The sequence below is a fragment of the Azospirillum himalayense genome (assembly GCF_042657465.1).
Classification (GTDB): Bacteria; Pseudomonadota; Alphaproteobacteria; order Azospirillales; family Azospirillaceae; genus Azospirillum; species Azospirillum himalayense.
Genome location: NZ_JBHSLC010000010.1, coordinates 189,955 through 213,865, shown reverse-complemented (window position 1 = coordinate 213,865; position 23,911 = coordinate 189,955). Strand labels below are relative to the sequence as shown.

Annotated in this window: 22 protein-coding genes; 8 read left to right on the top strand and 14 right to left on the bottom strand. The window is 68.0% G+C overall.

What is annotated here, in order from left to right; genetic code table 11:
* Nucleotides 1-117: 117 nt before the first annotated feature.
* Both ACFPMG_RS08245 and ACFPMG_RS08240 read left to right on the top strand, forming a co-directional pair.
* The gene (locus ACFPMG_RS08245) at nt 118-1,314 is read left to right on the top strand and encodes a bifunctional 2-C-methyl-D-erythritol 4-phosphate cytidylyltransferase/2-C-methyl-D-erythritol 2,4-cyclodiphosphate synthase (protein WP_376994690.1); all 1,197 of its coding nucleotides are present in this window, start codon (nt 118-120) and stop codon (nt 1,312-1,314) included.
* Between the two features lie 60 nt (nt 1,315-1,374).
* Entirely contained in the window at nt 1,375-1,878 is a 504-nt protein-coding gene (locus ACFPMG_RS08240; protein WP_376994689.1) for a CinA family protein, read from the top strand.
* Between the two features lie 13 nt (nt 1,879-1,891).
* Here ACFPMG_RS08240 and ACFPMG_RS08235 read toward each other — a convergent pair whose 3' ends face one another.
* From ACFPMG_RS08235 to ACFPMG_RS08200, 8 genes are all read right to left on the bottom strand, one after another.
* The gene (locus ACFPMG_RS08235) at nt 1,892-2,359 is read right to left on the bottom strand and encodes a type II toxin-antitoxin system RatA family toxin (RefSeq protein ID WP_376994687.1); all 468 of its coding nucleotides are present in this window, start codon (nt 2,357-2,359) and stop codon (nt 1,892-1,894) included.
* Nucleotides 2,360-2,403: 44 nt separating this feature from the next.
* Nucleotides 2,404-3,360, bottom strand: coding sequence for a lipoyl synthase (gene lipA, locus ACFPMG_RS08230; RefSeq protein ID WP_137116308.1), 957 nt, complete (start codon nt 3,358-3,360; stop codon nt 2,404-2,406).
* A 262-nt stretch (nt 3,361-3,622) separates the two neighbouring features.
* The gene (gene lpdA, locus ACFPMG_RS08225; protein WP_137105200.1) at nt 3,623-5,020 is read right to left on the bottom strand and encodes a dihydrolipoyl dehydrogenase; all 1,398 of its coding nucleotides are present in this window, start codon (nt 5,018-5,020) and stop codon (nt 3,623-3,625) included.
* 13 nt (nt 5,021-5,033) lie between these two features.
* Nucleotides 5,034-6,380, bottom strand: a complete 1,347-nt coding sequence (locus ACFPMG_RS08220) for a pyruvate dehydrogenase complex dihydrolipoamide acetyltransferase (RefSeq protein ID WP_376994685.1) — start codon at nt 6,378-6,380, stop codon at nt 5,034-5,036.
* A 13-nt stretch (nt 6,381-6,393) separates the two neighbouring features.
* On the bottom strand, nt 6,394-7,791 hold the full coding sequence (locus ACFPMG_RS08215; RefSeq protein ID WP_114860155.1) for a pyruvate dehydrogenase complex E1 component subunit beta: 1,398 nt from the start codon (nt 7,789-7,791) through the stop codon (nt 6,394-6,396).
* A 78-nt stretch (nt 7,792-7,869) separates the two neighbouring features.
* Nucleotides 7,870-8,886 carry a pyruvate dehydrogenase (acetyl-transferring) E1 component subunit alpha gene (gene pdhA, locus ACFPMG_RS08210; protein ID WP_014198781.1) on the bottom strand — a complete coding sequence of 339 codons (1,017 nt, stop codon included), beginning with the start codon at nt 8,884-8,886 and terminating at the stop codon, nt 7,870-7,872.
* Nucleotides 8,887-9,098: 212 nt separating this feature from the next.
* On the bottom strand, nt 9,099-9,470 hold the full coding sequence (locus ACFPMG_RS08205; RefSeq protein WP_014198780.1) for an FtsB family cell division protein: 372 nt from the start codon (nt 9,468-9,470) through the stop codon (nt 9,099-9,101).
* 164 nt (nt 9,471-9,634) lie between these two features.
* Nucleotides 9,635-10,051, bottom strand: coding sequence for an acyl-CoA thioesterase (locus ACFPMG_RS08200; RefSeq protein ID WP_014198778.1), 417 nt, complete (start codon nt 10,049-10,051; stop codon nt 9,635-9,637).
* A 122-nt stretch (nt 10,052-10,173) separates the two neighbouring features.
* On the opposite strand from ACFPMG_RS08200, the gene parE reads away from it, so the two are divergent.
* Nucleotides 10,174-12,162: a DNA topoisomerase IV subunit B gene (parE, locus tag ACFPMG_RS08195; RefSeq protein ID WP_376994684.1), complete on the top strand. Its 1,989-nt coding sequence runs from the start codon at nt 10,174-10,176 to the stop codon at nt 12,160-12,162.
* Nucleotides 12,163-12,286: 124 nt separating this feature from the next.
* Nucleotides 12,287-12,844, top strand: coding sequence for a hypothetical protein (locus ACFPMG_RS08190; RefSeq protein WP_376994683.1), 558 nt, complete (start codon nt 12,287-12,289; stop codon nt 12,842-12,844).
* An 18-nt stretch (nt 12,845-12,862) separates the two neighbouring features.
* Here ACFPMG_RS08190 and ACFPMG_RS08185 read toward each other — a convergent pair whose 3' ends face one another.
* Both ACFPMG_RS08185 and ACFPMG_RS08180 read right to left on the bottom strand, forming a co-directional pair.
* Entirely contained in the window at nt 12,863-13,567 is a 705-nt protein-coding gene (locus ACFPMG_RS08185) for an alpha/beta fold hydrolase (protein ID WP_376994682.1), read from the bottom strand.
* A 19-nt stretch (nt 13,568-13,586) separates the two neighbouring features.
* Complete coding sequence (locus tag ACFPMG_RS08180; RefSeq protein ID WP_376994681.1) at nt 13,587-14,129, bottom strand: hydrolase; 543 nt, start codon at nt 14,127-14,129, stop codon at nt 13,587-13,589.
* Between the two features lie 277 nt (nt 14,130-14,406).
* Between ACFPMG_RS08180 and ACFPMG_RS08175 the strand changes: the two genes are divergently transcribed.
* From ACFPMG_RS08175 to ACFPMG_RS08160, 4 genes are all read left to right on the top strand, one after another.
* Entirely contained in the window at nt 14,407-15,969 is a 1,563-nt protein-coding gene (locus tag ACFPMG_RS08175; RefSeq protein WP_376994680.1) for a DEAD/DEAH box helicase, read from the top strand.
* 5 nt (nt 15,970-15,974) lie between these two features.
* Complete coding sequence (locus ACFPMG_RS08170; protein ID WP_014198771.1) at nt 15,975-16,217, top strand: Lrp/AsnC ligand binding domain-containing protein; 243 nt, start codon at nt 15,975-15,977, stop codon at nt 16,215-16,217.
* 172 nt (nt 16,218-16,389) lie between these two features.
* Nucleotides 16,390-18,795: an LPS-assembly protein LptD gene (locus ACFPMG_RS08165; RefSeq protein ID WP_376994678.1), complete on the top strand. Its 2,406-nt coding sequence runs from the start codon at nt 16,390-16,392 to the stop codon at nt 18,793-18,795.
* Between the two features lie 96 nt (nt 18,796-18,891).
* Nucleotides 18,892-19,617, top strand: coding sequence for a hypothetical protein (locus ACFPMG_RS08160; RefSeq protein WP_376994677.1), 726 nt, complete (start codon nt 18,892-18,894; stop codon nt 19,615-19,617).
* 8 nt (nt 19,618-19,625) lie between these two features.
* On the opposite strand, the gene ACFPMG_RS08155 is transcribed toward ACFPMG_RS08160, so the two are convergent.
* From ACFPMG_RS08155 to ACFPMG_RS08140, 4 genes are read right to left on the bottom strand one after another with little or no spacing between them, the layout of a single operon-like run.
* Complete coding sequence (locus ACFPMG_RS08155; RefSeq protein WP_376994676.1) at nt 19,626-21,638, bottom strand: O-linked N-acetylglucosamine transferase, SPINDLY family protein; 2,013 nt, start codon at nt 21,636-21,638, stop codon at nt 19,626-19,628.
* A gap of 13 nt (nt 21,639-21,651) precedes the next feature.
* Nucleotides 21,652-21,987: a YdbL family probable chaperone protein gene (locus ACFPMG_RS08150; protein ID WP_376994675.1), complete on the bottom strand. Its 336-nt coding sequence runs from the start codon at nt 21,985-21,987 to the stop codon at nt 21,652-21,654.
* The gene (locus tag ACFPMG_RS08145) at nt 21,984-22,250 is read right to left on the bottom strand and encodes a YnbE family lipoprotein (RefSeq protein ID WP_376994674.1); all 267 of its coding nucleotides are present in this window, start codon (nt 22,248-22,250) and stop codon (nt 21,984-21,986) included. Before ACFPMG_RS08145 ends, ACFPMG_RS08150 begins: the two co-directional genes overlap by 4 nt.
* On the bottom strand, nt 22,247-23,692 hold the full coding sequence (locus ACFPMG_RS08140; RefSeq protein ID WP_376994673.1) for an intermembrane phospholipid transport YdbH family protein: 1,446 nt from the start codon (nt 23,690-23,692) through the stop codon (nt 22,247-22,249). The genes ACFPMG_RS08145 and ACFPMG_RS08140 overlap by 4 nt, the downstream gene beginning before the upstream one ends.
* Between the last annotated feature and the right edge of the window lie 219 nt (nt 23,693-23,911).

The following is a 23,911-nucleotide window of genomic DNA, read 5'->3' as shown; positions in this document are numbered from 1 at the left end:
TTGGCGGAACGCTGGTGACCGGCTAGGCTCCGGGGCGTCCGGCCGCCATGACGTAAACGTCACGCGGACGGCCCGTCAAGCGCGGATACCATAGCCCAAACGGCAGGGAAACGCCCCATGTCTTGCGTCAACGCGTCTTCCTTGAACGCGTCTTCCTGCATCGCTCTGATCGTCGCCGCCGGCACCGGACAGCGGTTCGGCGCCGAGCGGCCCAAGCAGTATCTCGATCTGGCCGGCCAGCCCGTTCTGCGCCGCACGGTGGAGGCCTTCCGGCGCCACCCCAAGGTGAGTGCGGTGCGCGTCGTCATCAATCCCGCGTTTCGCGATCTCTACGATGCGGCGGTCGCGGGGCTGAACCTGCCCGAGCCGGTGGCTGGGGGGGCGTCCCGCCAGGATTCGGTGCGCAACGGGTTGGAGGCGTTGACCGACTCGGCGCCGGGCCTCGTGCTGATCCACGACGCGGCCCGTCCGCTGATCGACGCCGGCACCATCGACAGGGTGATCGCGGCTCTGGCCACCCACCCCGCGGCGCTCGCCGCCGTGCCGCTCGCCGACACGCTGAAGCGCGGCAATGGCGGTCCGGACGGCGGGCTGGTGGCCGAAACGGTCGACCGCAGCGGCCTGTGGCGCGCCCAGACCCCGCAGGGTTTTCGCTTTCCCGAGATTCTGGCCGCGCATCGCGACGCCGCCGGGCTCGAACTGACCGACGACGCGGCGGTCGCCGAACGCGCCGGGCTGCCGGTCGCGCTGGTGCCCGCCAGGGAGGAGAATTTCAAGGTGACGACCCCCGACGACCTGACCCGCGCCGCCCGTGCGCTCGATTCCGCCCTGTCCGACATCCGAACCGGGTCGGGCTTCGACGTGCACCGCTTCGCCGAGGGCGATCACGTCACGCTCTGCGGCGTGCGGGTTCCGCACACGCACCGGCTGGACGGCCATTCGGACGCTGACGTCGGGCTGCACGCGCTGACCGACGCCATCCTGGGCGCGCTCTGCGCCGGCGACATCGGCAGCCACTTCCCGCCCAGCGACCCGCAATGGCGCGGCGCCGACAGCGCGCTGTTCCTGAAACACGCGGCGGAGTTGGTGACGGCGCGCGGCGGGCGGATCGCCCATGTCGACGTGACGATCATCTGCGAGCGCCCGAAGGTCGGCCCGCACCGCGAGGCGATGACCGCGCGCGTTGCCGAAATTCTGGGCATGCCGGTGGACCGGGTCAGCGTAAAGGCGACGACGACGGAACGGCTGGGCTTCACCGGGCGCGGCGAGGGCATCGCGGCGCAAGCGATGGCGACGGTCCGCCTGCCGGGATAAGTGCCCTTAACCCTCTCCTCTTTGGCGGGAGGGATTTTTACGACGACGAAAGGGACCCGCATGTTTCCCGATCACATCCGCGAACTCGCCGCCAAGCTGCTCGCCGAGTATGAGCTGGCCGGCTACACCCTGGCAACCGCCGAATCCTGCACCGGCGGCCTCATCGCGGGCGCGCTGACCGACATCGCGGGGTCGTCCAAGGTGGTGGACCGCGGCTTCGTCACCTACTCCAACGTCGCCAAATCCGAGATGCTCGGCGTGCCGCCCAGCCTGATCCATGCCCACGGCGCGGTCAGCGCGGAGGTCGCGGTGGCGATGGCGGTGGGCGCCCTGGCGAAGTCGAAGGCCGACGTGACGGTGGCTGTCACCGGAGTTGCCGGACCCGGCGGCGGGACACCGGAAAAGCCGGTCGGGCGCGTCTACATCGCCACGGCGGTCCGCCGCGGCGCCGCCAAGCACAAGGAATACACCTTTCCCGGAGACCGCGAGGCGGTGCGGCTGGCGACCGTGCAAGCCGCGCTGGAGCGGCTGCGCACGGCCCGCCCGGAAACCGCGATCCGTTGAGGAAGGACCGGCCTCAGGCGGTCCGCGCCGTGGCGGGCCGGGTGGCGCCGGCACCGTAGAGCTGATTGGCGCGGGTCTCGAACGCTTGCACCATCCGGCGCACCGCCTCGTTGAACAGAACGCCCATGATCTTCTGCAGCATCTTCGAGCGGAACTCGAAGTCCACGTAGAAATCCACGCAGACGCCGCCCTCGTGCGGGGTGAAGATCCAGTGGTTGTTCAGGTACTGGAACGGACCCTCGGTGTACTGGACGTTGATGCGGCGGTTCACCTCGTCCAGCTCCACGCGCGAGGTGAAGCGTTCGCGGACCATCTTGAAGCCGATGACGAGGTCCGCGAACATCACGTCGCCTTCGCGGCGGCGGATGCGGGCGGCGAGGCACCAGGGCAGGAATTCCGGGTACTTCTCCACATCGGCGACCAGCCGGTACATCTGTTCCGGCGTGTAGGGAAGAACCTTCTTTTCCGCGTGCGTCGGCATACCCGCTCCGTTTCTCTTTCGGCCGCCTCTCAGCCCGCCGCCTTTCAGCCCGCCGTTGCCGCGAGCTTGCGGAGGCGAGCCTCCCGCAGCTTGGCGAAGTCCGCCCCCGCGTGATAGCTGGAGCGGGTCAGCGGCGTCGAGGCCACCATCAGGAAACCCTTGCCGCGGCCAAGTGTTGCGTAGCTCTGGAATTCTTCCGGAGTCACGAACCGATCCACCGCCGCGTGCTTGGGCGTCGGCTGGAGGTACTGGCCGATCGTCATGAAGTCAACATCGGCGGCGCGCAGGTCGTCCATCACCTGCCCGACCTCCTCCTTCGTCTCGCCCAGCCCGACCATGATTCCGGACTTGGTGAACATGGACGGGTCCAGCTCCTTCACCCGCGCCAGCAACTGCAGCGAGGTGAAGTAGCGCGCACCCGGACGAATCGTCGGGTAGAGGCGCGGCGCGGTTTCCAGATTGTGGTTGAAGACGTCCGGCTTCGCCTCGACCACCACCTCCACCGCACCTTTCTTCTTCTGGAAGTCGGGGGTGAGGATTTCGATCGTCGTGTCGGGCGACGCGGCGCGGATGGCGCGGATGGTCCGGGCGAAATGCTCCGCCCCGCCGTCCTCCAGGTCGTCGCGGTCCACCGAGGTGACGACGACGTGGCTCAGCTTCAACTGGGCCACCGCCTCCCCCACATTGTCCGGCTCGTGCGGGTCGAGCTGGTCGGGGCGGCCGGTGCCGACGTTGCAGAAGGCACAGCCGCGGGTGCAGACGGAGCCGAGGATCATGAAGGTCGCGTGCTTGTGCTTCCAGCACTCCCCGATGTTCGGGCAGGCGGCCTCCTCGCACACGGTGTTGAGCTTGAGCCCGCGCATCAGGTTGCGCGTCTCGTTGTATTCCTGGCTGGTCGGCGCCTTGACGCGAATCCAGCCCGGTTTGCGCTGGATCGGGTTGTCGGGCTTGTGGGCCTTTTCGGGATGGCGAAGCTTCTCGGGGTGATCGGCCACGGTCATGGTCTGAAGTGCTCCCACGGGCTGCCCGATGGCAGCGCCGATGCTGAACGGTAACGCGCCGCCGACCGCGCAAGGGGCGGCGCAGGGAAACGGCGCAAGGCCGGCGGACACGGTCCCGCCGGATAGGCCGGAATGACCGACCGGTCAAGTCTGATTATCGGCCGAGACGACGCAACACCGTCAAAATGATGACGGAGTCGCAATCGTTGCTCCCCCGCCCTGGAGGACGAGGGAGGAAACGACCGTAGCTCAGACTCGCCACTTAGAAGTGGATGGCCCGGCCATAGGCATCAAGAACCGACTCGTGCATCATTTCCGACAGGGTCGGATGCGGGAACACGGTCTGCATCAGCTCCTGCTCGGTGGTCTCCATGGTCTTGGCGACCGTGTAGCCCTGGATCAGCTCCGTCACCTCGGCGCCGACCATGTGGGCACCCAGCAGCTCGCCGGTCTTGGCGTCGAACACGGTCTTCACCATGCCGTCCGCCTCGCCCAGCGCGATGGCCTTGCCGTTGCCGATGAAGGGGAAGCGGCCGACGCGGACTTCGTAGCCCGCCTCCTTCGCCTTCTTCTCGGTCAGACCGACCGACGCGATCTGCGGGTGCGAGTAGGTGCAGCCCGGGATGTTGCGGACATCCAGCGCGTGCGGGTGCTTGCCGGCGATGTGCTCGACAGCGATGACGCCCTCGTGGCTGGCCTTGTGGGCGAGCCAGGGAGCCCCCGTCACGTCGCCGATGGCGTAGACGCCCGGCTCGTCGGTCTGGCAGTTGGCGTTGGTCTTGATGTGGCCGCGGTCGGTCTGGACCTTGGTGTTCTCCAGGCCCAGGTTTTCCGTGTTCGGCGAAATGCCGACGGCGAGAATCACGCGGTCGACCGTGATGTCCTCGGTCTTGCCGTTGGCTTCCACCGCCACCGTCACGCTGTCGGCGCCCTTGCGCAGGTTGCCGGCCTTGCCGTTGGTGATGATCCGCATGCCCTGCTTTTCGAACTGCTTGCGGGCGAAGGCCGAGATTTCCTCGTCCTCGACCGGCAGGATGCGGTCCATCACCTCGACCACCGTCACCTTGGCGCCCAGCTCGTTGTAGAAGCTGGCGAACTCGATGCCGATGGCGCCGGAGCCGATGACCAGCAGCGACTTCGGCGTCGTGTTCGGGGTCATCGCCTTGCGGTAGGTCCAGACGAGGTTGCCGTCGTCCTCCAGACCCGGAAGGGTGCGGGCGCGGGCGCCCGTGGCGATGATGATGTTCTTCGCCCCGAAGGTGCCGACCGCCGCACCGCCCTTGGTCACGGCCACCTGCCCCTTGCCGAGCAGCTTGGCCTCGCCCTCGATGACGGCGACCTTGTTCTTCTTCAGCAGGTGCTTGACACCGCCGTTGAGCTGCCCCGCCACCTTGCGGGACCGCTGAACGACCTTGTCCAGGTCGAAGGACGGGTTCTGGATGACCAGCCCGTACTCCGCGGCGTGCTTGGCGTTGCGCAGCACCTCGGCGGAGCGCAAAAGCGCCTTGGTCGGGATGCAGCCCCAGTTGAGGCAGATGCCGCCGAGATTCTCGCGCTCCACCACCGCGGTGCTGAGGCCGAGCTGGGCGGCGCGGATCGCCGCCACATAGCCGCCCGGGCCGCCGCCGATGACGATGAGGTCGTAGTTCATGTCAGCCATGGTCAGCGCCCCCTTACAGCAGCATGCTCAGCGGGTCCTCGATCAGCTTCTTGAAAGCCGCGAGGAATTCCGCACCCTGCGCGCCGTCGGCGACGCGGTGGTCCACGGTGACCGAGACCGTCATCACGGTGGCGATGGCGAGCGCGCCGTTCTTGACGACCGGACGTTGCTCACCGGCGCCGACCGCCATGATGCAGGCCTGCGGCGGGTTGATGATCGCCGCGAACTCCCGGATGCCGTACATGCCGAGGTTGGAGATCGAGAAGGTGCCGCCCTGATACTCCTCCGGCTTCAGCTTGCCGTCGCGGGCGCGCTCCGCCAGACCCTTCATCTCGTTGGAGATTTCGGCCAGCCCCTTGGTCTCCGCCTTCTTGACGATGGGCGTGATCAGGCCGGTCGGGGTGGCCACGGCGACCGAGATGTCGACGTGGTCGTAACGGAGGATGGCTTCCTCCGACCAGGCGGCGTTGATGTTCGGGAACTTCTTCAGCGTCAGCGCGGCGGCGCGGATGATGAAGTCGTTGACCGACAGCTTGTAATCCTTGGAGCGGGCGTTCAGGTCGGAGCGGACCTTCAGCAGCGCGTCCAGCTCGCAGTCGATGGCCAGGAAGTAATCCGGCACCGTCTGCTGCACCTCGGTCAGACGACGCGAGATCGTCTTGCGCATGGAGCTGTTCGGCTGCGCCTTGTAGCGCATGCCCAGCTTGTCCGACAGGTCCTTGGCGTCGATGCCCGCGGCCTTCGGGGCCGGAGCGGCGGCCGGCGCAGCCGCCGGGGCGGCGGCGGGAGCCTGGGCGGCCTGCGGAGCGGCGGCCTTGGCGGTGCCGCCGACCTTGGCGGCCTCGACGTCGGCCTTGACGATACGGCCGTTCGGGCCGGTGCCCGTGACGGCCTTCAGGTCGAGACCGGCCTGCTCGGCCAGACGGCGGGCCAGCGGGCTGGCGAACACGCGGCCACCGCCCTGGGCGGCGGGAGCCGGAGCGGCCGCGGCCTGCGGAGCCGGAGCAGCGGAGGGGGCCGGAGCGGACGCCGCCTGGGTCTGGGCCGGGGCCGGAGCCGCGGCGGGCGCCGCCGCCGGGGCGGGAGCGGCGGCCTTGGCGAGCGCGCTGTCGTCCTCGCCCTCTTCCAGCAGCACGGCGATCGGGGTGTTCACCGCGACGCCCTGCGTGCCGGCCTGCACGAGGATCTTGCCGAGACGGCCTTCGTCGGCCGCCTCCACTTCCATGGTGGCCTTGTCGGTTTCGATCTCGGCGATCACGTCGCCGGACTTCACCGAGTCGCCTTCCTTCTTCAGCCATTTGGCGAGGTTGCCCTCGGTCATGGTCGGAGAGAGGGCGGGCATGAGAATCTGGATGGTCATTCGCTCGCCCTCCTTACTTGCGGTAGCAGGCCTTCTTCGCCGCTTCCGCGATGCGGTCGGGCGAAGGAAGGACGAGCTTTTCCAGGTTCGCCGCGTAGGGCATCGGCACGTCGAGGCCGGTCACGCGGATCACCGGGGCGTCCAGATAGTCGAAGGCCTGCTCCATCATCAGGGCCGACAGCTCGGCGCCGATGCCGCAGGTCGGCCAGGCCTCCTCGACGGTGACGAGGCGGTTGGTCTTCTTGACGGAGTTGACGATCGTCTCGGTGTCGAGCGGACGGATCGTGCGCAGGTCGATGACCTCGGCGCTGATCCCGTCCTTCTCCAGCAGATCGGCGGCGGCGAGCGCGTAGCTGACCATCAGCGAATGGGCGGTGATGGTCACGTCCGTGCCGGCGCGGCGGATCTTGGCGCGGCCGATCGGAACGATGAAGTCCTCGCTCTCCGGCACCTCGAAGGACTGGCCGTAGAGGATCTCGTTCTCGAGGAAGATGACCGGGTTCGGATCGCGGATCGCCGACTTCATCAGGCCCTTGAAGTCCGACGCGCTGTAGGGTGCTACGACCTTCAGGCCGGGCACGCTGGCGTACCAGGGGGTGAAGTCCTGGCTGTGCTGCGCGGCGACGCGGGCGGCCGCACCGTTCGGGCCGCGGAACACGATCGGACAGCCCATCTGGCCGCCGGACATGTACAGCGTCTTGGCGGCGGAGTTCACGATGTGGTCGATCGCCTGCATCGCGAAGTTGAAGGTCATGAACTCGACGATCGGGCGCAGGCCGCGGAAGGCCGCACCAACGCCCAGGCCGGCGAAGCCGATCTCGGTGATCGGCGTATCGATGACGCGGTCGGCGCCGAACTCCTGGAGCAGGCCCTGCGACACCTTGTAGGCGCCCTGGTACTGCGCGACCTCCTCACCCATCAGGAAGACGGTCGGATCGCGGCGCATCTCTTCGGCCATGGCGTCGCGCAGCGCTTCGCGGACGGTCTTCTTCACCGTCTTGTCGAAGAACTTGTCCTCGTCCGACGCCGGCGGCGCGGCGGCCGGGCCGCTGGCCGGACCGACCGGCAGGGTGGCCGGGGCGTGGGCGCCCGTGTCCTTCACCACCGGCTCGGCGGCGACCTTCGGCGCCGGCGTCGGGGAGCCGGACACGGCGTCGGTGACGCTCTCGCCCTCGCCGAGGATCACGGCGATGGGGGTGTTCACGGCGACGTTCTCGGTGCCCTCGGCGACCAGGATCTTGCCGATGCGGCCTTCGTCGACCGCCTCGACCTCCATGGTCGCCTTGTCGGTCTCGATCTCGGCGAGCACGTCGCCGGACTTGACCTCGTCACCTTCTTTTTTGACCCATTTCGCCAGCTTGCCCTCGGTCATGGTGGGCGACAGCGCCGGCATCAGCACTTCGATCGGCATTCCTCAACCTCCGGCGGCGCGGGTTCACCGGAAGGCGAAGCCTCCGGCCCTCGGCACCGCTCCTGCTTATCGTTGTCGTCAGGCTTCGACCAGGACGTCCGTCCACAGCTCCGCCGGATCGGGCTCGGGGCTCTGCTGCGCGAATTCGGCAGCCTCGGTCACCACGGCCTTGACCTCGCGGTCGATCTCTTTGAGCTGGTCCTCGGTCACGTAAGCGCCTTCCAGCAGGACGCGCTTCAGGTTGTCGATCGGATCGGACTCGCTCCGCATCTTCTCGACCTCCTCCTTGGTCCGGTACTTGGCCGGGTCGGACATCGAGTGGCCGCGGTAGCGGTAGGTCTTCATCTCGAGGATGACCGGGCCGTTGCCGGCGCGGATGTATTCCACCCACTTGTCGGCGGCCTCGCGGACCTCGAGGACGTCCATGCCGTTGACCTGATGGCCGGGAATGCCGTAGGCCGCGCCGCGCTGGTGCAGTTCGCCCGCCGAGGCGCGCTCCTGCGAGGTGCCCATGGCGTACTTGTTGTTCTCGATCACGTAGAGCACCGGCAGCTTCCACAGCGCCGCCATGTTGAAGCTCTCGTAAACCTGACCCTGGTTGATGGCGCCGTCGCCGCAATAGACCGCGGACAGGCCGTCATCCTTGTTGTACTTGTGCGAGAAAGCCAGCCCGGTGCCCAGCGGAACCTGCGCGCCGACGATGCCGTGGCCGCCGTAGAAGTTCTTCTCGCGGCTGAACATGTGCATCGAGCCGCCCTTGCCCTTGGAGTAGCCTCCACGGCGACCGGTCAGCTCGGCCATCACGCCCTTCGGGTCCATGCCGCAGGCCAGCATGTGGCCATGGTCACGGTAGCTGGTGATGACGTCGTCGTTGTCCTTCAGCGCGGCCTGAATGCCGACCACAACGGCTTCCTGGCCGATGTAGAGGTGGCAGAAACCGCCGATGAGGCCCATGCCGTAGAGCTGGCCCGCCTTCTCCTCGAAGCGGCGGATCAGCAGCATCTCACGGTAGTACTTGATCAAGTCCTCGGTCGAAGCGGCCTGCTTCGAAGCGGAGTCAGTCTGCGCCTTCGGACGGCGTCGTGACGCGGCCATGTTTCCTCCCCAGGGTTTATGCAGCGACGGCAAGCGAACAGCCAGGGCTGCAGCACGTTGCGAGGGTACATCCCACTTATGAGGGTGCATCCCCCTCGCACCGGAAGCGGATGCGGGGCGCACAGTACACGACAAGCGCGAGCGACGCAAATATCTGTTTTTAAACGCGAAATTCGGCGTTAACCGACTTTCGGTTAATTCACTGATATGACCTACTTCTCAGCGCTAGCATCACCTTCGACCTGCGCCGGAGGGAGTGCGATTATGACGTCGCGGGGGCCTGAAAGGTTCAACATCGTGCGCGCACGCTCGTCCAGCATGTCACGGTCCAGGTGGTCGCTGCGCATCAGTTGCGCGCGACGGTCCATTCGCTCGCGCTCGGCCTTCACCTGATCCAGGACGGATTCCGCCGTGGCGATCTCCGCCTTCAGGTGGTTCATGGCGAGCAGCCCGCGGTCCCCCTGGACGGCGTAATAGACGAAGTAGGCGACGACGCAGGAGCCGATGGCCGGCCCGATGGCCTGGCGAAGGGCGCTTTTCGCGGCGCGTTTCAGCGAGTCGGTGAGGTTCTGGAGCATGGTCATGGCGGTATGATGGAATCATACGCGATTCCTTCGGTCAAACGGAAAAGAAGCAATCCGAAAGAATTCACCGCGCCATGCTCTTTGCGCCGCCGAGTAATAGGCGGATTACACCCCCAAAGGAAGGTGACACAGTGCGCAACCTTCGAAAGAAGGCGGGTGGCGCTTCACTCCGGCGGGACCTCGCGCGGGCGGCGGTCCTCGCCGATGGCGACGTAGGTGAAGACGCCTTCCGTCACCTTGATCGCCTCCCCCGCGCTGCGCTGGCGGCGCACCCAGGTCTCGACCCGCACGCGGATGGAGGTTCGGCCCACCTTGGTGACATGGGCGAAGCAGCTTACCTCGTCGCCGACATAGACCGGCTTGTGGAAGGTCATCGCCTCGATCCCCACCGTCGCCACGCGCCCGCCCGCGCGGCGCAGAGCGGCGACGCCGCCGGCCAGATCCATCTGGGACAGCAGCCAACCGCCGAAGATGTCGCCGTTGGGGTTGGTGTCCGCCGGCATGGCGATGGTGCGCAACGCCGGGCCGCCCTCCATGTCGGGTTGGGCCTGGTTCTGATCGGTGGGAGTGCCGTCGCTCATCGTGCCTCCGCCCTCGTTCGTTCTGGGGTCGAAAAAGCGCATCACAAAATGTGGTGCGGGGAGTATATAGGAGCCACCGCATGCGCTTGCGCAGCCCTGACGAAATTCCTATAACTGGGGCCATGAGCGATCTTTTCGAGAACACGGCGCGCAAGGCCGAGACCTATTCCGCCCAGGATATCGAGGTTCTGGAAGGGCTTGAGCCCGTCCGCCGGCGCCCCGGCATGTACATCGGCGGCACCGACGACCGGGCGCTGCACCATCTGGTGGCCGAGGTTCTGGACAACGCCATGGACGAGGCGGTGGCCGGCCACGCCAGCCGCATCGACCTGGAGCTGACCGCCGACGGCACGGTGGTGGTGCGCGACAACGGGCGCGGCATCCCGATCGACGACCACCCCAAGTACCCGGGCAAGTCGGCGCTGGAGGTCATCCTCACCACCCTGCATTCGGGCGGCAAATTCTCCAACAAGGTCTACCAGACCTCCGGCGGCCTGCACGGCGTCGGCCTGTCGGTGGTGAACGCCCTGTCCGACCGGCTGACGGTCGAGGTGGCGCGCGACCGCCAGCTCTACGTGCAGCATTACAGCCGCGGCCTGCCCCAGGGTCCGCTGACCCGCCAGGGCGCGGCCAATCGCCGCGGGACGACCATCCGCTTCCACGCGGACCCCGAGATCTTCGGCGAGGCCGCCCATTTCGAGCCGCACCGGCTGTACCGGCTGGCGCGCTCCAAGGCCTACCTGTACCGGGGCGTGGAGATCCGCTGGAGCTGCGACCCGTCGCTGCTGTCGCCCGACAGCACCACCCCGTCACAGGAGACGCTGCATTTCCCCGGCGGCCTGCTCGACTACCTGAACGCCGCCCTGAAGGAACGCCGGACGCTGACCCGCCTGCCCTTCTCCGGCGCGCTGGATTTCCCGAACCAGCAGGGCCGCGTGGAATGGGCCATCGCCTGGCCGGAGGATGACGAGGGGTTCTCGCACACCTACTGCAACACGGTGCCCACCCCGCAGGGCGGCACGCACGAGGCCGGCCTGCGCGCCGCGCTGACCCGCGGACTGAAAGGCTATGGCGAGCTGACCAGCAACAAGCGCGCCGCCCAGGTCACCGCGGACGACGTGATGGGCGACGCCTGCATCCTGCTGTCGGTCTTCATCCGCGAGCCGCATTTCCAGGGCCAGACCAAGGAGAAGCTGGTGACGGCGGAAGCCCACCGGCTGGTCGAGGCGGCGATCAAGGATCACTTTGACCACTGGCTGTCGGGCGACCCGTCTTCCTCCAAGGCCCTTCTGGAACGGCTGATCGAGAAGGCGGAAGAGCGCGCCAAGCGCAAGCAGTCCAAGGAGTTGGGACGGAAGTCCGCGACCCGGCGCCTGCGCCTGCCCGGCAAGCTGGCCGACTGCTCCCGCAACTCGCCGGAGGGGACAGAAATCTTTCTGGTCGAGGGCGATTCGGCGGGCGGCTCCGCCAAGCAGGCGCGCAACCGCGAGACCCAGGCCATCCTGCCGCTGCGCGGCAAGATCCTGAACGTCGCGTCGGCCTCCTCCGACAAGATGAAGGCGAACCAGGAGCTGAACGACCTCACCCAGGCGCTCGGCTGCGGGGTGGGCAAGGACTTCTCCAGCGACAAGCTGCGTTACGAGCGGGTCATCATCATGACCGACGCCGACGTGGACGGCGCGCACATCGCCTCGCTGCTGATGACCTTCTTCTACCGGGAGATGGGCGGGCTGATCCAGAACGGGCATCTGTATCTGGCCCTGCCGCCGCTCTACCGCATCAGCCACGGTGCCAAGTCGGTCTACGCCCGCGACGACGCCCACAAGGACCAGCTCATGAACAAGACCTTCAAGGGCAAGAAGGTGGAGATCAGCCGGTTCAAGGGCTTGGGCGAGATGATGCCGGCCCAGCTCCGCGAGACGACCATGGACCCGGCCAAGCGCACGCTTCTGCGCGTCGTCGTGCCGAACAGCGCCGACCCCGAACAGGCGGAGGACGTGAAGGCCACCAAGACCCGTGTCGAGGAGCTGATGGGCCGCCGTCCGGAGCTGCGCTTCCAGTTCATCCAGGAGAACGCGAAGTTCGTCCGGGTCGACGACATCGACGTGTGATGATGCACGCCGCCGGGTTGCGCGGTCGGCTGAGCGGCGGCTCTTCCGGAGGCGCGGGCTTGCCGGTGCTGCGGCGGCGTCCCATGATTGGTCGCCCCACGTCCACTCAGCAGCCAGGCGAGCCATGACCTTCCTGCCCCGTGCCAGCCTTCTCGCCCTCTGCGCGATGCTGGCGGCCTGCACCAACGAACGCGTGGTGGCCGACCTGCCCGTCCCCGCCTATACGCTGAGCGAGGTGTCCTATGCGGCCTCCAACCGGGACCTGCGCGTGGTGATCCACGGCAATCCCTTCGGCATGGACCCGCAGACCTTCGGGCCGCTGGTGACCGCCAACATGCAGAACCGCATCTCCGGCGTGCGCACCAACTTCACGACGACGCCGAACCAGACGGCGCGGCCCGACTACCGGGTCGTCCTGGCCTTCAACCCCGCCGAGACGATGCTGAACTCGTACCTGTGCAGCGGGCAGCCCCTGCGCACCAGCCCGCCCGGCGGCCCCATCGTGGTACAGGGCGCCTTCTGTCGGGGCGGTGGAACGCTGTCCTCGGCCACCGGCTGGCTCGACCGGCCCCAGGGACCCAATGACCCGGATTTCCGGTCGCTCATCAGCGACATGACCTTCGCTCTTTTTCCGGCCCGCCGCGCCGACCTGGACGGCTGCGGCGGGGGGCCTGACTGCTGAGGCGACCGAAGATGGCGTTCAGGCGTAGAGAAGCCACTGCCGCAGCAGGGCGGTGACCGCCTGCGGCTGCTCCATGGCCGACAGATGGCCGCAATCCTCGATCAGTGCGAGGCGGGCGCCGGGTATGCCCCCGGCGATCTCCTCGTGCAGCGCCGGGGGCGTGATGGCGTCCTGCCGTCCACACAGCACCAGCGTCTGGCAGGCGATGGCCGCCAAGCCGGGCCGACTGTCCGGGCGGTTCATGATGGCGGTCTGCTGGCGCGCGTAGCCGCCCGGCCCGACCCGCTGGGCCTGGGCCTGCACCGAGTCGACCAGGGCGGCTTCGCCGGTGCGATCGGGATGGACGAGGCGCGGCATGCCGGCGGCCACCACCTGCCGCAGTCGCCCCTGCCCCACCAGTCGAACGGCGTCCTGGCGTGTGGCCGTCTGCTCCGGCGTGTCGGGACGGGCGCTGGTGTCGAGCAGGGCGAGCTTCACCACCCGGTCCGGCGCCTGCCGCAGAATCTCGAAGGCGACGTAGCCCCCCATCGACAGGCCGGCGAGGGCGAACCACTCGGGCGCCCCCGCCAGCACCGCGGCGGCGAGGGCGGCCATCGAATCATGGCCGGTCAGGTCACCGACGGCCGGTTCCGCCACATCGGCGAGATGGCGGGTCTGGTGCTCCCACAGCGCGGCGTCGAGCGGCATGCCGGGCAGCAGGATCAGGGGGATCCGGTCGTTCATTCCTTGTCCTTTCCCGAGGTCAGCGGATCAAATCCAGCACCGCCTTGAAGGCGGGAATGTCCGACCGCTCCATCCACTCGAACAGAACCATCTCCGTGCTGACGATGGTCGCCCCGGCGGCGCGCATGCGGGCGATGCCCAACTCCGCGTTGGCGGGCGTGCGCGACGACACGGCATCGGCCACCAGCACCACCTCGAACCCCAGCCCGACCAGCGACAGCGCGGTCTGCATCACGCAGACGTGAGCCTCCGACCCGGCCAGCACGACCTGCCGGCGGCCCAGCCGCTCCAGGCGCTCCAGGAAAGCCGGCTCCCGCGCGGCGGAGAAGCTGATCTTCTCCACCACCCCGTCCGGCGGCAGCATGGCGCGCAAGGAGGCGGCGGTCGGACCCAGGCCCTTGGGATACTGTTCGGTGGCGAAGGCGGGGACGCCAAGCAGGGCGGCGGCCTTCAGCAGTGTGGCGGCGTTGCGCTCCACCCGCGCGGACTCGGCGATCGCCGGCATCAGCTTTTCCTGGATATCGACCACCACCAGGACAGAGCGTTGGGAGGAAAGAAGCATCGCAGGACTGCCTTTTTTCATTGTCCGGTCCCGGCGGAGAAAAATGCCGGAAGAGGGTCCACACCCCCCGCACGGGCCGGATTTCCGCGGTTTATACGGTCTTTCCACAGCCTAGCCGAGCGGGCGCGGAGCGCCAAGCGGCCCGTCCGTATCCACGCGATGTGCGATTCCATCACAAGGTCTATTGACAGCGCCCTTTGACTTCATATTCTGCCGCACCATCTACTCGTCGGGCCGTATCGGCACGATTTTCGCACTCCAGACAGAAACAGGTTGGATGCTCTTTTCGGAACTTGGGCTTGGACCTGACGTCCTGCGGGCAATCGAGGACAAGGGTTACACCCAGCCGACGCCAATTCAGGAACAGGCCATTCCCTGGGTCCTGCAAGGCCGCGACGTGCTCGGCTGCGCACAAACCGGCACCGGGAAGACGGCCAGCTTCACCTTGCCGATGATCAGCATCCTGGCCTCGGGCCGGGCGCGGGCGCGCATGCCCCGGTCGCTCATCCTGGAGCCGACTCGGGAGCTGGCGGCGCAGGTCGCCGAGAGCTTCGAGACCTACGGCAAGCACCACAAGCTCAGCATGGCGCTCCTGATCGGCGGCGAGACCTTCACCGAACAGGTGAAGCGGCTGGACCGTGGGGTGGACGTGCTGATCGCGACGCCGGGCCGTCTGATCGACCTGTTCGAGCGCGGCAACATCATGCTCAACGACATCAAGGTCTTCGTCATCGACGAAGCGGACCGGATGCTCGACATGGGCTTCATCCCGGACATCGAGCGGATCGTCAGCAAGCTGCCCAAGCTGCGCCAGACGCTGTTCTTCTCCGCCACCATGCCGCCGGAGATTCGCCGTCTCGCCGACGCCTTCCTGTCGAACCCGAAGGAAGTGACCGTCGCCCCGCCGGCCTCGCCGTCGGAGACGGTGACCCAGGCCATGGTCCTGGTGCACGAGGAGGACAAGCGCAAGGCGTTGCGCCACCTGCTGCGCACCGAGGACGTCAAGAACGCCTTCATTTTCTGCAACCGCAAGCGCGACGTCGCCATCCTGCAGAAGTCGCTGGAGAGCCACGGCTTCAACGCCGGCGCGCTGCACGGCGACATGGTGCAGTCGAAGCGGATGGAGACGCTGGAGGCCTTCAAGAAGGGCGAGATCACGCTCCTCGTCTGCTCCGACGTGGCGGCGCGCGGCCTGGACGTGCAGGGGCTCAGCCACGTCTTCAATTTCGACGTGCCGATCAGCGCGGAAGACTATGTCCACCGCATCGGACGCACCGGCCGGGCGGGTCGTTCCGGCCGCGCCTTCACGCTGGCCACCCCACTGGACGGCAAGCAGGTTTCGGCCATCGGCCGTCTCATCAAGCGGGAGATTCCGTTGATCGCCATTGACGGCCTCGAGTCGGCTGAGTTCCTCAGCGAGGATGAGGCGCGCCGCGGCCGCAGCCGGGGCCGTGGCAAGGACAAGGAGCGCGGCGACCGGGCACCGCGTGAACAGCGGGCCGAACGTCCCGAGCGTGAGGATCGGGCGCCCCGTGAGGAGCGTCAGGCCCGTGAGGAGCGTCAACCGCGTGAGGATCGCCCGAGCCGCGACGATCGCCCGGTGCGCGAGGACCGGCAGCCCCGTGAGGACCGGCAGCCGCGCGAATCGCTGGCCGCCGCCGAGAGCCGCCGCCAGGAGCCGCGCCGCGATCGTGACCGCGACCGCCGCCGCCGCCGCGACGAGGACGAGGACGATACACCCGTGATCGGCTTCGGCGACCACATGCCGGCTTTCATGCTCCGCTCCGCCCGGCGCCCGGCCCCGGCTGAACCCGCCGAGCAATCCTCGCAGGAGGGCTGATCGCCATGCAGACCATCTTCGTCATGGTCAAGTGCGAGCTGGGCAAGGCCTATCAGGTGGCCGACCAAGCCGTTCAGGACATCGAGCAGGTGTCGGAGGTGCATTCCATCTCCGGCCAGTACGATCTACTGATGAAGTGCTATCTGCCCCAGGATCTGGACATCGGCCGATTCGTGACCGAAAACATCCAGACTCTGACCGGGGTCCGCGACACCTTCACCCTCATCGCCTACAAGGCCTTCGCCTAGGGGCCGAGCCGCCACCTGGGCGCCTTGGAAAAGGCCTGAAACAGGGGACTTCGGCCTTTCGCCGCAAGTCCCTTTTTTCATGGCTCGCCCGACCGGCAACAGACATCGGACAATTCGCGAAACGTGCTGCGAAACCGTTGACTTGGCCGGTTGGTTACCTCAAACGTTCGGCATGTCCCAGCTCCCGTCCCGACATGCCCGGCGCGCCCGCGCCACCAGCCCGAAGATGCACCGCCCGTTGGACCGCCGGTCGCTGGTCCTGCGATCCGGCATCGTCGCCCTGATGGCCGCCTGCGGCATCGTCCTGGCCGATCTGGCCGACGCGCAGCAGCCTCCCGCTCCGGCGCCTCAGGCGAACGCCTCGCCGCCGGCCGGACAGGACCAGGGCGGACGGTTTGAAGTCGTCGCTCCAACGCCGGGGCCGTCCGACGGAAAGCCGCAGGATCCCCCGGTCCTTCTTGGAGCGGACTCGGTCACCTTCGACGAGGCGAACAGTCTCGTGACGGCTTCGGGCAACGTGGAGCTGTCGCAGGGCGCGCGGACGGTCCACGCCGATACGATCACATACAACCAGCAGACCAAGGTGGTGATCGCCTCCGGCAACGTCCGTCTGGTCGAGCCGTCGGGCGACATCCTGTTCTCCAACTACGCGGAACTGACCGACGACATGCGCGACGCGTTCGTCGAGAACGTCCGCGTGCTGATGACCGACAACAGCCGCATGGCCGGCGCCGAGGGCGAGCGCCGCGGCGGGCGGCTGATCCGCCTGAATCGCGCTGTCTACAGCCCCTGCGAGCTTTGCAAGACCGATCCGACCCGTGCTCCGGTTTGGCAGATCCGCGCTGCCCGCGTGGTGCAGGACAACGAGGATCACGAGGTCCGCTACCGCGACGCCTTCATGGAGATGTTCGGCGTTCCGTTCTTCTACACCCCTTATCTTTCCCATCCCGATCCGACGGTGGACCGGCGCTCGGGCTTCCTGACTCCCAGTTTCCGAAACACCTCCGAACTCGGCTTCGGCGCCATCACCCACTACTACTGGGACATTGCGCCGGACCAGGACGCGACGTTCGATCTTGGCGGCTACTCGAACCAGGGGGTGTTCCTGGGCGGCCAGTACCGCAAGCGTTTTGAGAACGGGCGGCTGCAGCTCGACGTGTCGGGGACTCAGGGCGAGATTCCCAACGGCACGCTGAAGGACGCCGACGACCGGCGCTGGCGCGGCCACGCCTTCGCCAGCGGCCTGTTCGACATCGACGAGACATGGCGCTGGGGCTTCAACCTGAAGCGGGCCAGCGACGAGCTGTATCTTCGCCGTTACTTCAACATCCGCGACGAGGTGCTGACCAGCCGGGCCTTCGTCGAAGGCTTCAACGGCCGCAATTACGCGGTGGTCAACGCCTACGGCTTCCAGGATCTCCGGTGGGGCAACCCGGTGCAGGAACCCTACGTGCTTCCCGAGGCGCGCTACAACGCGCTGGGCGAGCCGGGCAGCCTGATGGGGGGGCGCTGGTCTCTGGACAGCAGCCTGCTGGCCATCGCCCGGCCGGGCAGCGGCGGTCCCGACACCCAGCGTCTGGCCATGCAGCCCGGATGGCAGCGCGACATCTACTCCAACCTCGGTTTCGTCACCACGGTCGAAGGCAGCGTCCTGCTGGCCGGTTACACCGCCCAGCGGTTCGATCCGAACGACCCCGCCGGAACCGGCAACGACAGTATCCAGCGCCTGCGCTTCTTCCCGCAGGCCACGACGACGGTCCGCTACCCCTTCGTCCGCTACGGCGAGAACAACTTCCAGACCATCGAGCCCATTGGTCAGATCAGCGTATCGCCGAAGGTGAACAATGATCCCGCCTTCCCGAACGAGGACAGCCTCGACGTCGAATTCGACGAGATCAACCTGCTGATGCCAAACCGCTTCACCGGCATTGATCGGCTGGACGGCGGACTTCGCGCCACTTATGGCCTGCGCACGACGTTCCAGGGTTACAAAACGGGGTCGGCCAGCCTGTTCGTCGGCCAGAGCTTCCGCGCCGACGACACCGAGAACTTCCGCGGCGGATCGGGCCTCGACAAGAAGTCGTCGGATTATGTTGGTCGTCTTGACCTGCGCCCGGCGGACTGGCTGGACCTGAACTACGGCTTCCGCATCGACCATGACACGCTGAAGCCGCGGCGCCATTCGGTCAACGTTGCGACCGGTGTGCCGCTGCTGCGCCTTTACAGCACCTACACCTACGTCGACCAGACGGAAAACCCCTACGTCGTGGAGCGGAACGAGGTCGAACAGGCCAGCCTCACCCTGGCGTCGCAGTTTTCGCAAAACTGGTCGCTCAGCCTGTCCCATTCCCAGGCGTTCCGCCCCGATGCGGGTCCGCGCTCCAGCGCCGGCGTGCTCCGCTATCAGGACGAATGCCTGATCTTCGAGACCATCGCCCAGCGCGACTACACCACGATCCAGAACGGCGAGCAGGAAGGAAACACCATCTTCTTCCGCTTCGTGTTCAAGAATGTGGGCGAGTTCCGCACGCCGGGCATCAGCGCCGGGTTCCTCGGCCCGTCCGGAGCCAGCAACTGACCTGAAAGAGCTTTTCCTGCCAAGGTCAAGGGGTTGCATCGGACGGCCGATCTGGGTAGCCATAGCACCCTCCTCTTCCGCTCGGGTTTGCTGCACATGGCCTTGGGACGCTACGACTACGAACGCCGTTATCGCCGCCGCTTCTGGGCTGGGTTCGCGAAGTTCGGTCTGTTCGCCGCCGTTCTCCTCGGTATCGGCCTGTTCGCCTACCAGATGGGCATCGAGCAGTTGAAGGGCCGCGACGTCACGCTGCGGGAGGAGATCTCCACCCTGTCACGCCAGAAGGCGGAACTGGAGTTGCTGGCGAGCCAGATGCAGCACGCCGCCCGCACGGCGGAGGCCCGCGCGGCGGAGCTGGAGGCCAGGCTCCAGCGCGAGGTGCCTTCCGGCGATCTCGCGCGGCTTGCCGGCCTCGTGTCGGAGCGGTTGAAGGGCGGCATGGACCCCAACCGCCTCGCCTTCGTGATCGCCCAGGTCCAGGCGGTGCGCAACTGCCAGCCGGCGGAAACCAAGCGCTTCGCGCTGGCCACGCCCCTCCTGAAATCGGGGAACCGCAGCACCAGCTTCAACAACGGCGCGGTGACGGTCAGCGGCGAGGGCCAGTCGTCGCGCAACGCGCAGGGCAACGCCGAGAGCTGGTTCGATCCGGCGCAGCCGGTGACCATCAAGATCGCCGGCATGGGCGGCAAGGAGACGGTCGCCAAGGGCGTTCTGCCGCTCCACCAAACGGTGGTCATCGACAACACCGAATACCGCTTTACCTTCGCGCCCGGCGCCCGCTCCTTCGTGGACGTCACCGCCGACCGCTGTCCCTTCCCTTAACCCACCCCTTAACCCTCGTCCGGGACGAAGAACGGGCGGGGTGGCTTGCCCACCGTGTGAATGTCCCACATCGTCGCATAGGCGCGCTCCAGGGCGCGGGCGAAGCGGTCGGTGTCGAACAGCGGTGCCCGTCCCCGCTCCGCGGCGAGACGTGCCTTCAACTTGGCGAGGCCGTCCGGATCGCCGGCCAATCGCAAGGCCGTGGCCTCGTAATCGGCAAGCGAGCGCACGGCTAGTTCGGGCAGCCCTGCGGCGCGCAGGAGGCTCGCCCCGACGCGCGACGCGAACCCTTCCCCCGGCACCGTCAGCACCGGAAGACCCGCCCAAAGCGCGTCGCTGGCGGTGGTGTGAGCGCCGACCGGGGTGGTGTCCAGGAACAGGTCAGCCAGACGGTAACGCGCCAGATGCTCCGCCGGGGGCCGCCGGGGAGCGAAGACCAGCCGGTCCTCCACCACGCCACGGCGTGCCGCCTCCCGCCGCAGGTTCGCGCTTGATTCCGGATGGCTGTCGAGCAGCCACAGCACGCCGTCCGGCACCGCGCGCAACAGGCGGCACCACAGGTCGAACAGGGCTGGCGTGATCTTGTAGGCGGCGTTGAAGCAGCAGAAGACCATACCCCGCTCCGGCAGGCCGCAGGCCGCTCGGGACGGCGGCGGGCCGATCGGCCGGCTTCGGTCGTTGGGTTGGTAGCAGAGCGGAAGCTGAACGATCCGCTCCGCGTAGAAGGGCTGGTGATCGAACGGCGTGACCAGGGGGTCGCCGATCACGTAATCGATGAAACCCGCCCCCATTGTCCCCGGATAGCCCAGCCACTGCACCTGCACGGGGGCGGGCCGATGGGCGGCGATCTCCGGCCGGGCGTGCTGGGTGTAGCCCTTGAGGTCCACCAGGATGTCCACTCTGTCCGCCCGGATGCGCGCCGCCGCCTCGGCGTGGGAAAGGGCGGCGAGGTTCACGAATCCGTCGAAGGCGGCGGTCAGCCGGCGCCGCATCGGGCCGCCATCGTCAGGCCCATAGCTGTAACCGATGACCTCCACCCGATTCCGGTCGTGACGCTCAATCAGTTCCGCGATGAGGGCGGCTGTGGCGTGCTCGTGATAGTCGGCGGACAGATAGCCGACGCGCAGCCGGCCGTGCGGTCCGGCGGCGCGGCGGACCGGCATGGCGGCGATGCCCTGCGTCCGCCAGTCCGCGTAGCGGCGGGCGCAATCCAGCTCCGCTGCCGGGCCAGCCCCCTCGCCAAGGAAGATCCAGGGATGGACCTGCCGCGTTCCGCCGCCACGTACCAGGGCGGTCAGTTGCGTGGAACGCTCCGCCAACCCGTCCCAGCGGCCGAGATGCCGCATCTGCTGGACAAGCTGGGCGAGCACGCCTCCCGCGTCGGGCAAGCCGAGCGCCAGGGCCCGCTCGAAGGCCGGCAGGCTGTCGACGACGCGCCCGTCCTCCTTGACCGCCAGCCCGAGATTCGCATGGGCCTCGGCCAGATCGGGACGCAGGGCCAAGGCGTTGCGGTAACAGCCGGCGGCGGCGGTCTCCCGGCCGAGCCCCTGGACCACCGCGCCGAGGTTGAGCCAGCCGGGAACCAGCGTCGGGTCGAGCGCCACGGCCCGGCGCAACGCCGCCTCCGCCGCCTCCCGCCGCCCCAGCGCGCGGAGCAGGACGCCCTGGTTGCACGGGGCCGGGGCGAAGCGCGGCATCAGCCTTGCGGCCTCGCCATAGGCGTCCGCCGCATCGGCGGTGCGGCCCAGCGCTTGGAGGGTCAGGCCCAGATTGAAATGATTGCCGCCGAAATCGGGCAACCAGGACAAGGCGGCGCGATGGTGCGCCTCAGCCTCGGCCGCCCGCCCCTGCCGCCGCAACGCCTCTCCGAAGGCGGATCGGGCGACCGCCTCCGCCGGCGTTCCGGGCTCGCCCAGCGCGTCGAGCGCGCCGAACAGCCCGGCCAGCGCCGCGGAATCGCCCGGCGCGGTCGCCAGGGCCGCACGGCACGCTCCGATCCGAGCGCGGAGGTCGGCGGTCATCGGGGCCGGTGGCTTACTTGCGGACCCAGCGTCCGCCCGACAGCACATACTGTCCGGCGGGCGTCCGCTCGATCAGCTGCTTTCCGGCCAGCGCCTGGACCTGATCCACCGACGTGCCGTTGCTTCCCGCGATCTCGCGGTAGCGGGCGATGCGCTGGGCGTTGACCTGCTCGGCGAGTTGGGACGCCGCGGCCGGCGCGCCGGGAATCGCCCCGACCAGCCCGTCCGGCCGCTCGCCGATCTGCCCGGCGGCCTTGGCGGCGCCCAGGGCGTCCTGGGCCGGCGCCGTCGCGGGACCCGACAGGGCGAGCGCCAGGACCAGCCCGGCGGCGGCGAACATGCGCTTCATGGCTTTTTCCCTCCCTTCGCGCCGCCCAGGCTGTCCTGGGACGGCGGCAGGCCGAACAGGGCCGGATCGTCCGCGATGGCCTTTTCCAGGTCGCGTTCGACCTTCACCCGGACTTCCTGTTCGATCCGGATGTTCAGGTTGATCTCGATGGGCTTGTCGGGCGCCTCGACCTTGACGGTTGGGGTGCAGGCGCCCAATCCGGCCACCAACCCGGCGAACAGTGCGGCGGTCGGGACGCGCCGGCTTCGAACCGTGTGTCTCATGGATTCTTTCGTTGAAACTCCGTCATGCGGTCGCGCACCGTCTCGGGGATGCGGTAGGTGTCGAGGCTCTGCCGCAGGATCCGGTCGAGCGCGCCGCTCACCTTAAGATTAAGCGCGACCGGATAGCCATCGTAGAATGCCGGGTTGGAACCGCGGATGGCGATGCCGACCGCCAGCTCGCCGCCGGCCTGCCCATCGACACTGGCGGTCAGCGTGTCGTAGCGGAAGTCGGTCAGCGCCCCCATCAGCAGGGCCGTCGGGCTGCCCTCCTCCCCCTTCAGGAAGCCGGGCGGGTTCTCAGGGTCGTAGCGCAGCGTGCCGGGAGAGTCGGCTTCCAGAAGTCCGCCGTCGAGATGGACGGAGTCGGCCGCGATGCGCACCGGCAGGCGCCCGCTGACCGTTCCGCTGGCCTCCAGCCCGTCCACCGCGACCATCGCCAGCATGGGGCCGAGATGCACGCGCTCCGCCCGCAGCGTGACCGTCCCCCGCGGCGCCGCCGGATCGATGGCGAAGGGGTCCGCCCGCAGCACCCCGTCGGCCCAATGCCATTCCGCGCGCTCCACGCTCAGACGTCCCTTCGTCCCGTAGCCGAACCGGAGCGTGCCGTCGGTCAGCGGCAACCCGACGTCGAGCAGCTTCACCGCCAACATCTGGCCGGGCGCCACCACCGGCGGGAACAGGCTGGGGAGGGACAGCACCCCGTTGATCCCACTGGCCGACACCGGCCCGAACCGCCCGGCGAGGTCGGCGAGCAGAAGGTCCCCTTGGGCCTTCAGCGCCGAGCCGTCCCAGGTTAGGCGCGCCTTGGCCGTCAGGGTGCCCACCGTCTCGGCAATCGTGCCGGCGCCCGTCCAGTGGGTCAGGGCCGGCAGGCCCTTGGCCGGGGCGGTCAGGGTTGCCTGCCCGCGGTGCAGCGCACCGTCGCGGGTCATGGTCAGGCGCAGCGTCCCATCGGCTGTGCCCCGCGGTGTCGCCAACGTCACCGCCGTGTTGTTGAGTTGGATGGTGTCGATGGGGATCGCGAAGCCGTCATCGCCGGCCGCCGCGCCGCCGTTGCCTCCCGCCCCGTCGGAACCGGTCAATGGATAGCCGGCGACACGCAGGCTGCCGTCCTTGGCCACGTCCAGCCTCAGTCGGGCGTCCGCAAGGTCGAGCCGTTCGATTCGCCCCTCCCGGAGGATGTCCAGCGGGTGACTCAGAGTTAGGGTGCCCCGAACCGTTCCTTGGCGGTCCAGTCGGACCACGGCGCGGGTCTGCTCCGCCGACAGGTCGGTCACCGTCACTGCGGCGTCCGGGAAGCCGGCACGGCGCAACGCCTGCGTGGCGGCGGTGCCGGCCAGTTCGGTCCGGTGCTGAACGAGCAGGGCGACCGTACCGCCGATCAGCGCCAGCTTCACCAGCACCAGCCATCGTCTCAACCGCCGCACGCTTTGCTGCCGCACGCCCCACCCCTCGCCGTCGCACTCGCCATCGGTCTCTTTCGGGTATGAACACCCGAAAGGCAGTCTATCGTCCATCGCGGGCGGGGCGCGACCGTGCAGCGTTGGGACAACGATGAGCCGGCGGACGGGGGGCCGGACAGGTGCCGATGAAGGCAGTCCCGCAGGGCGTCTTTGCATCCGCGTCGGTTTCCCCTATGGTCGCGTCCGCGGAATCGGCAC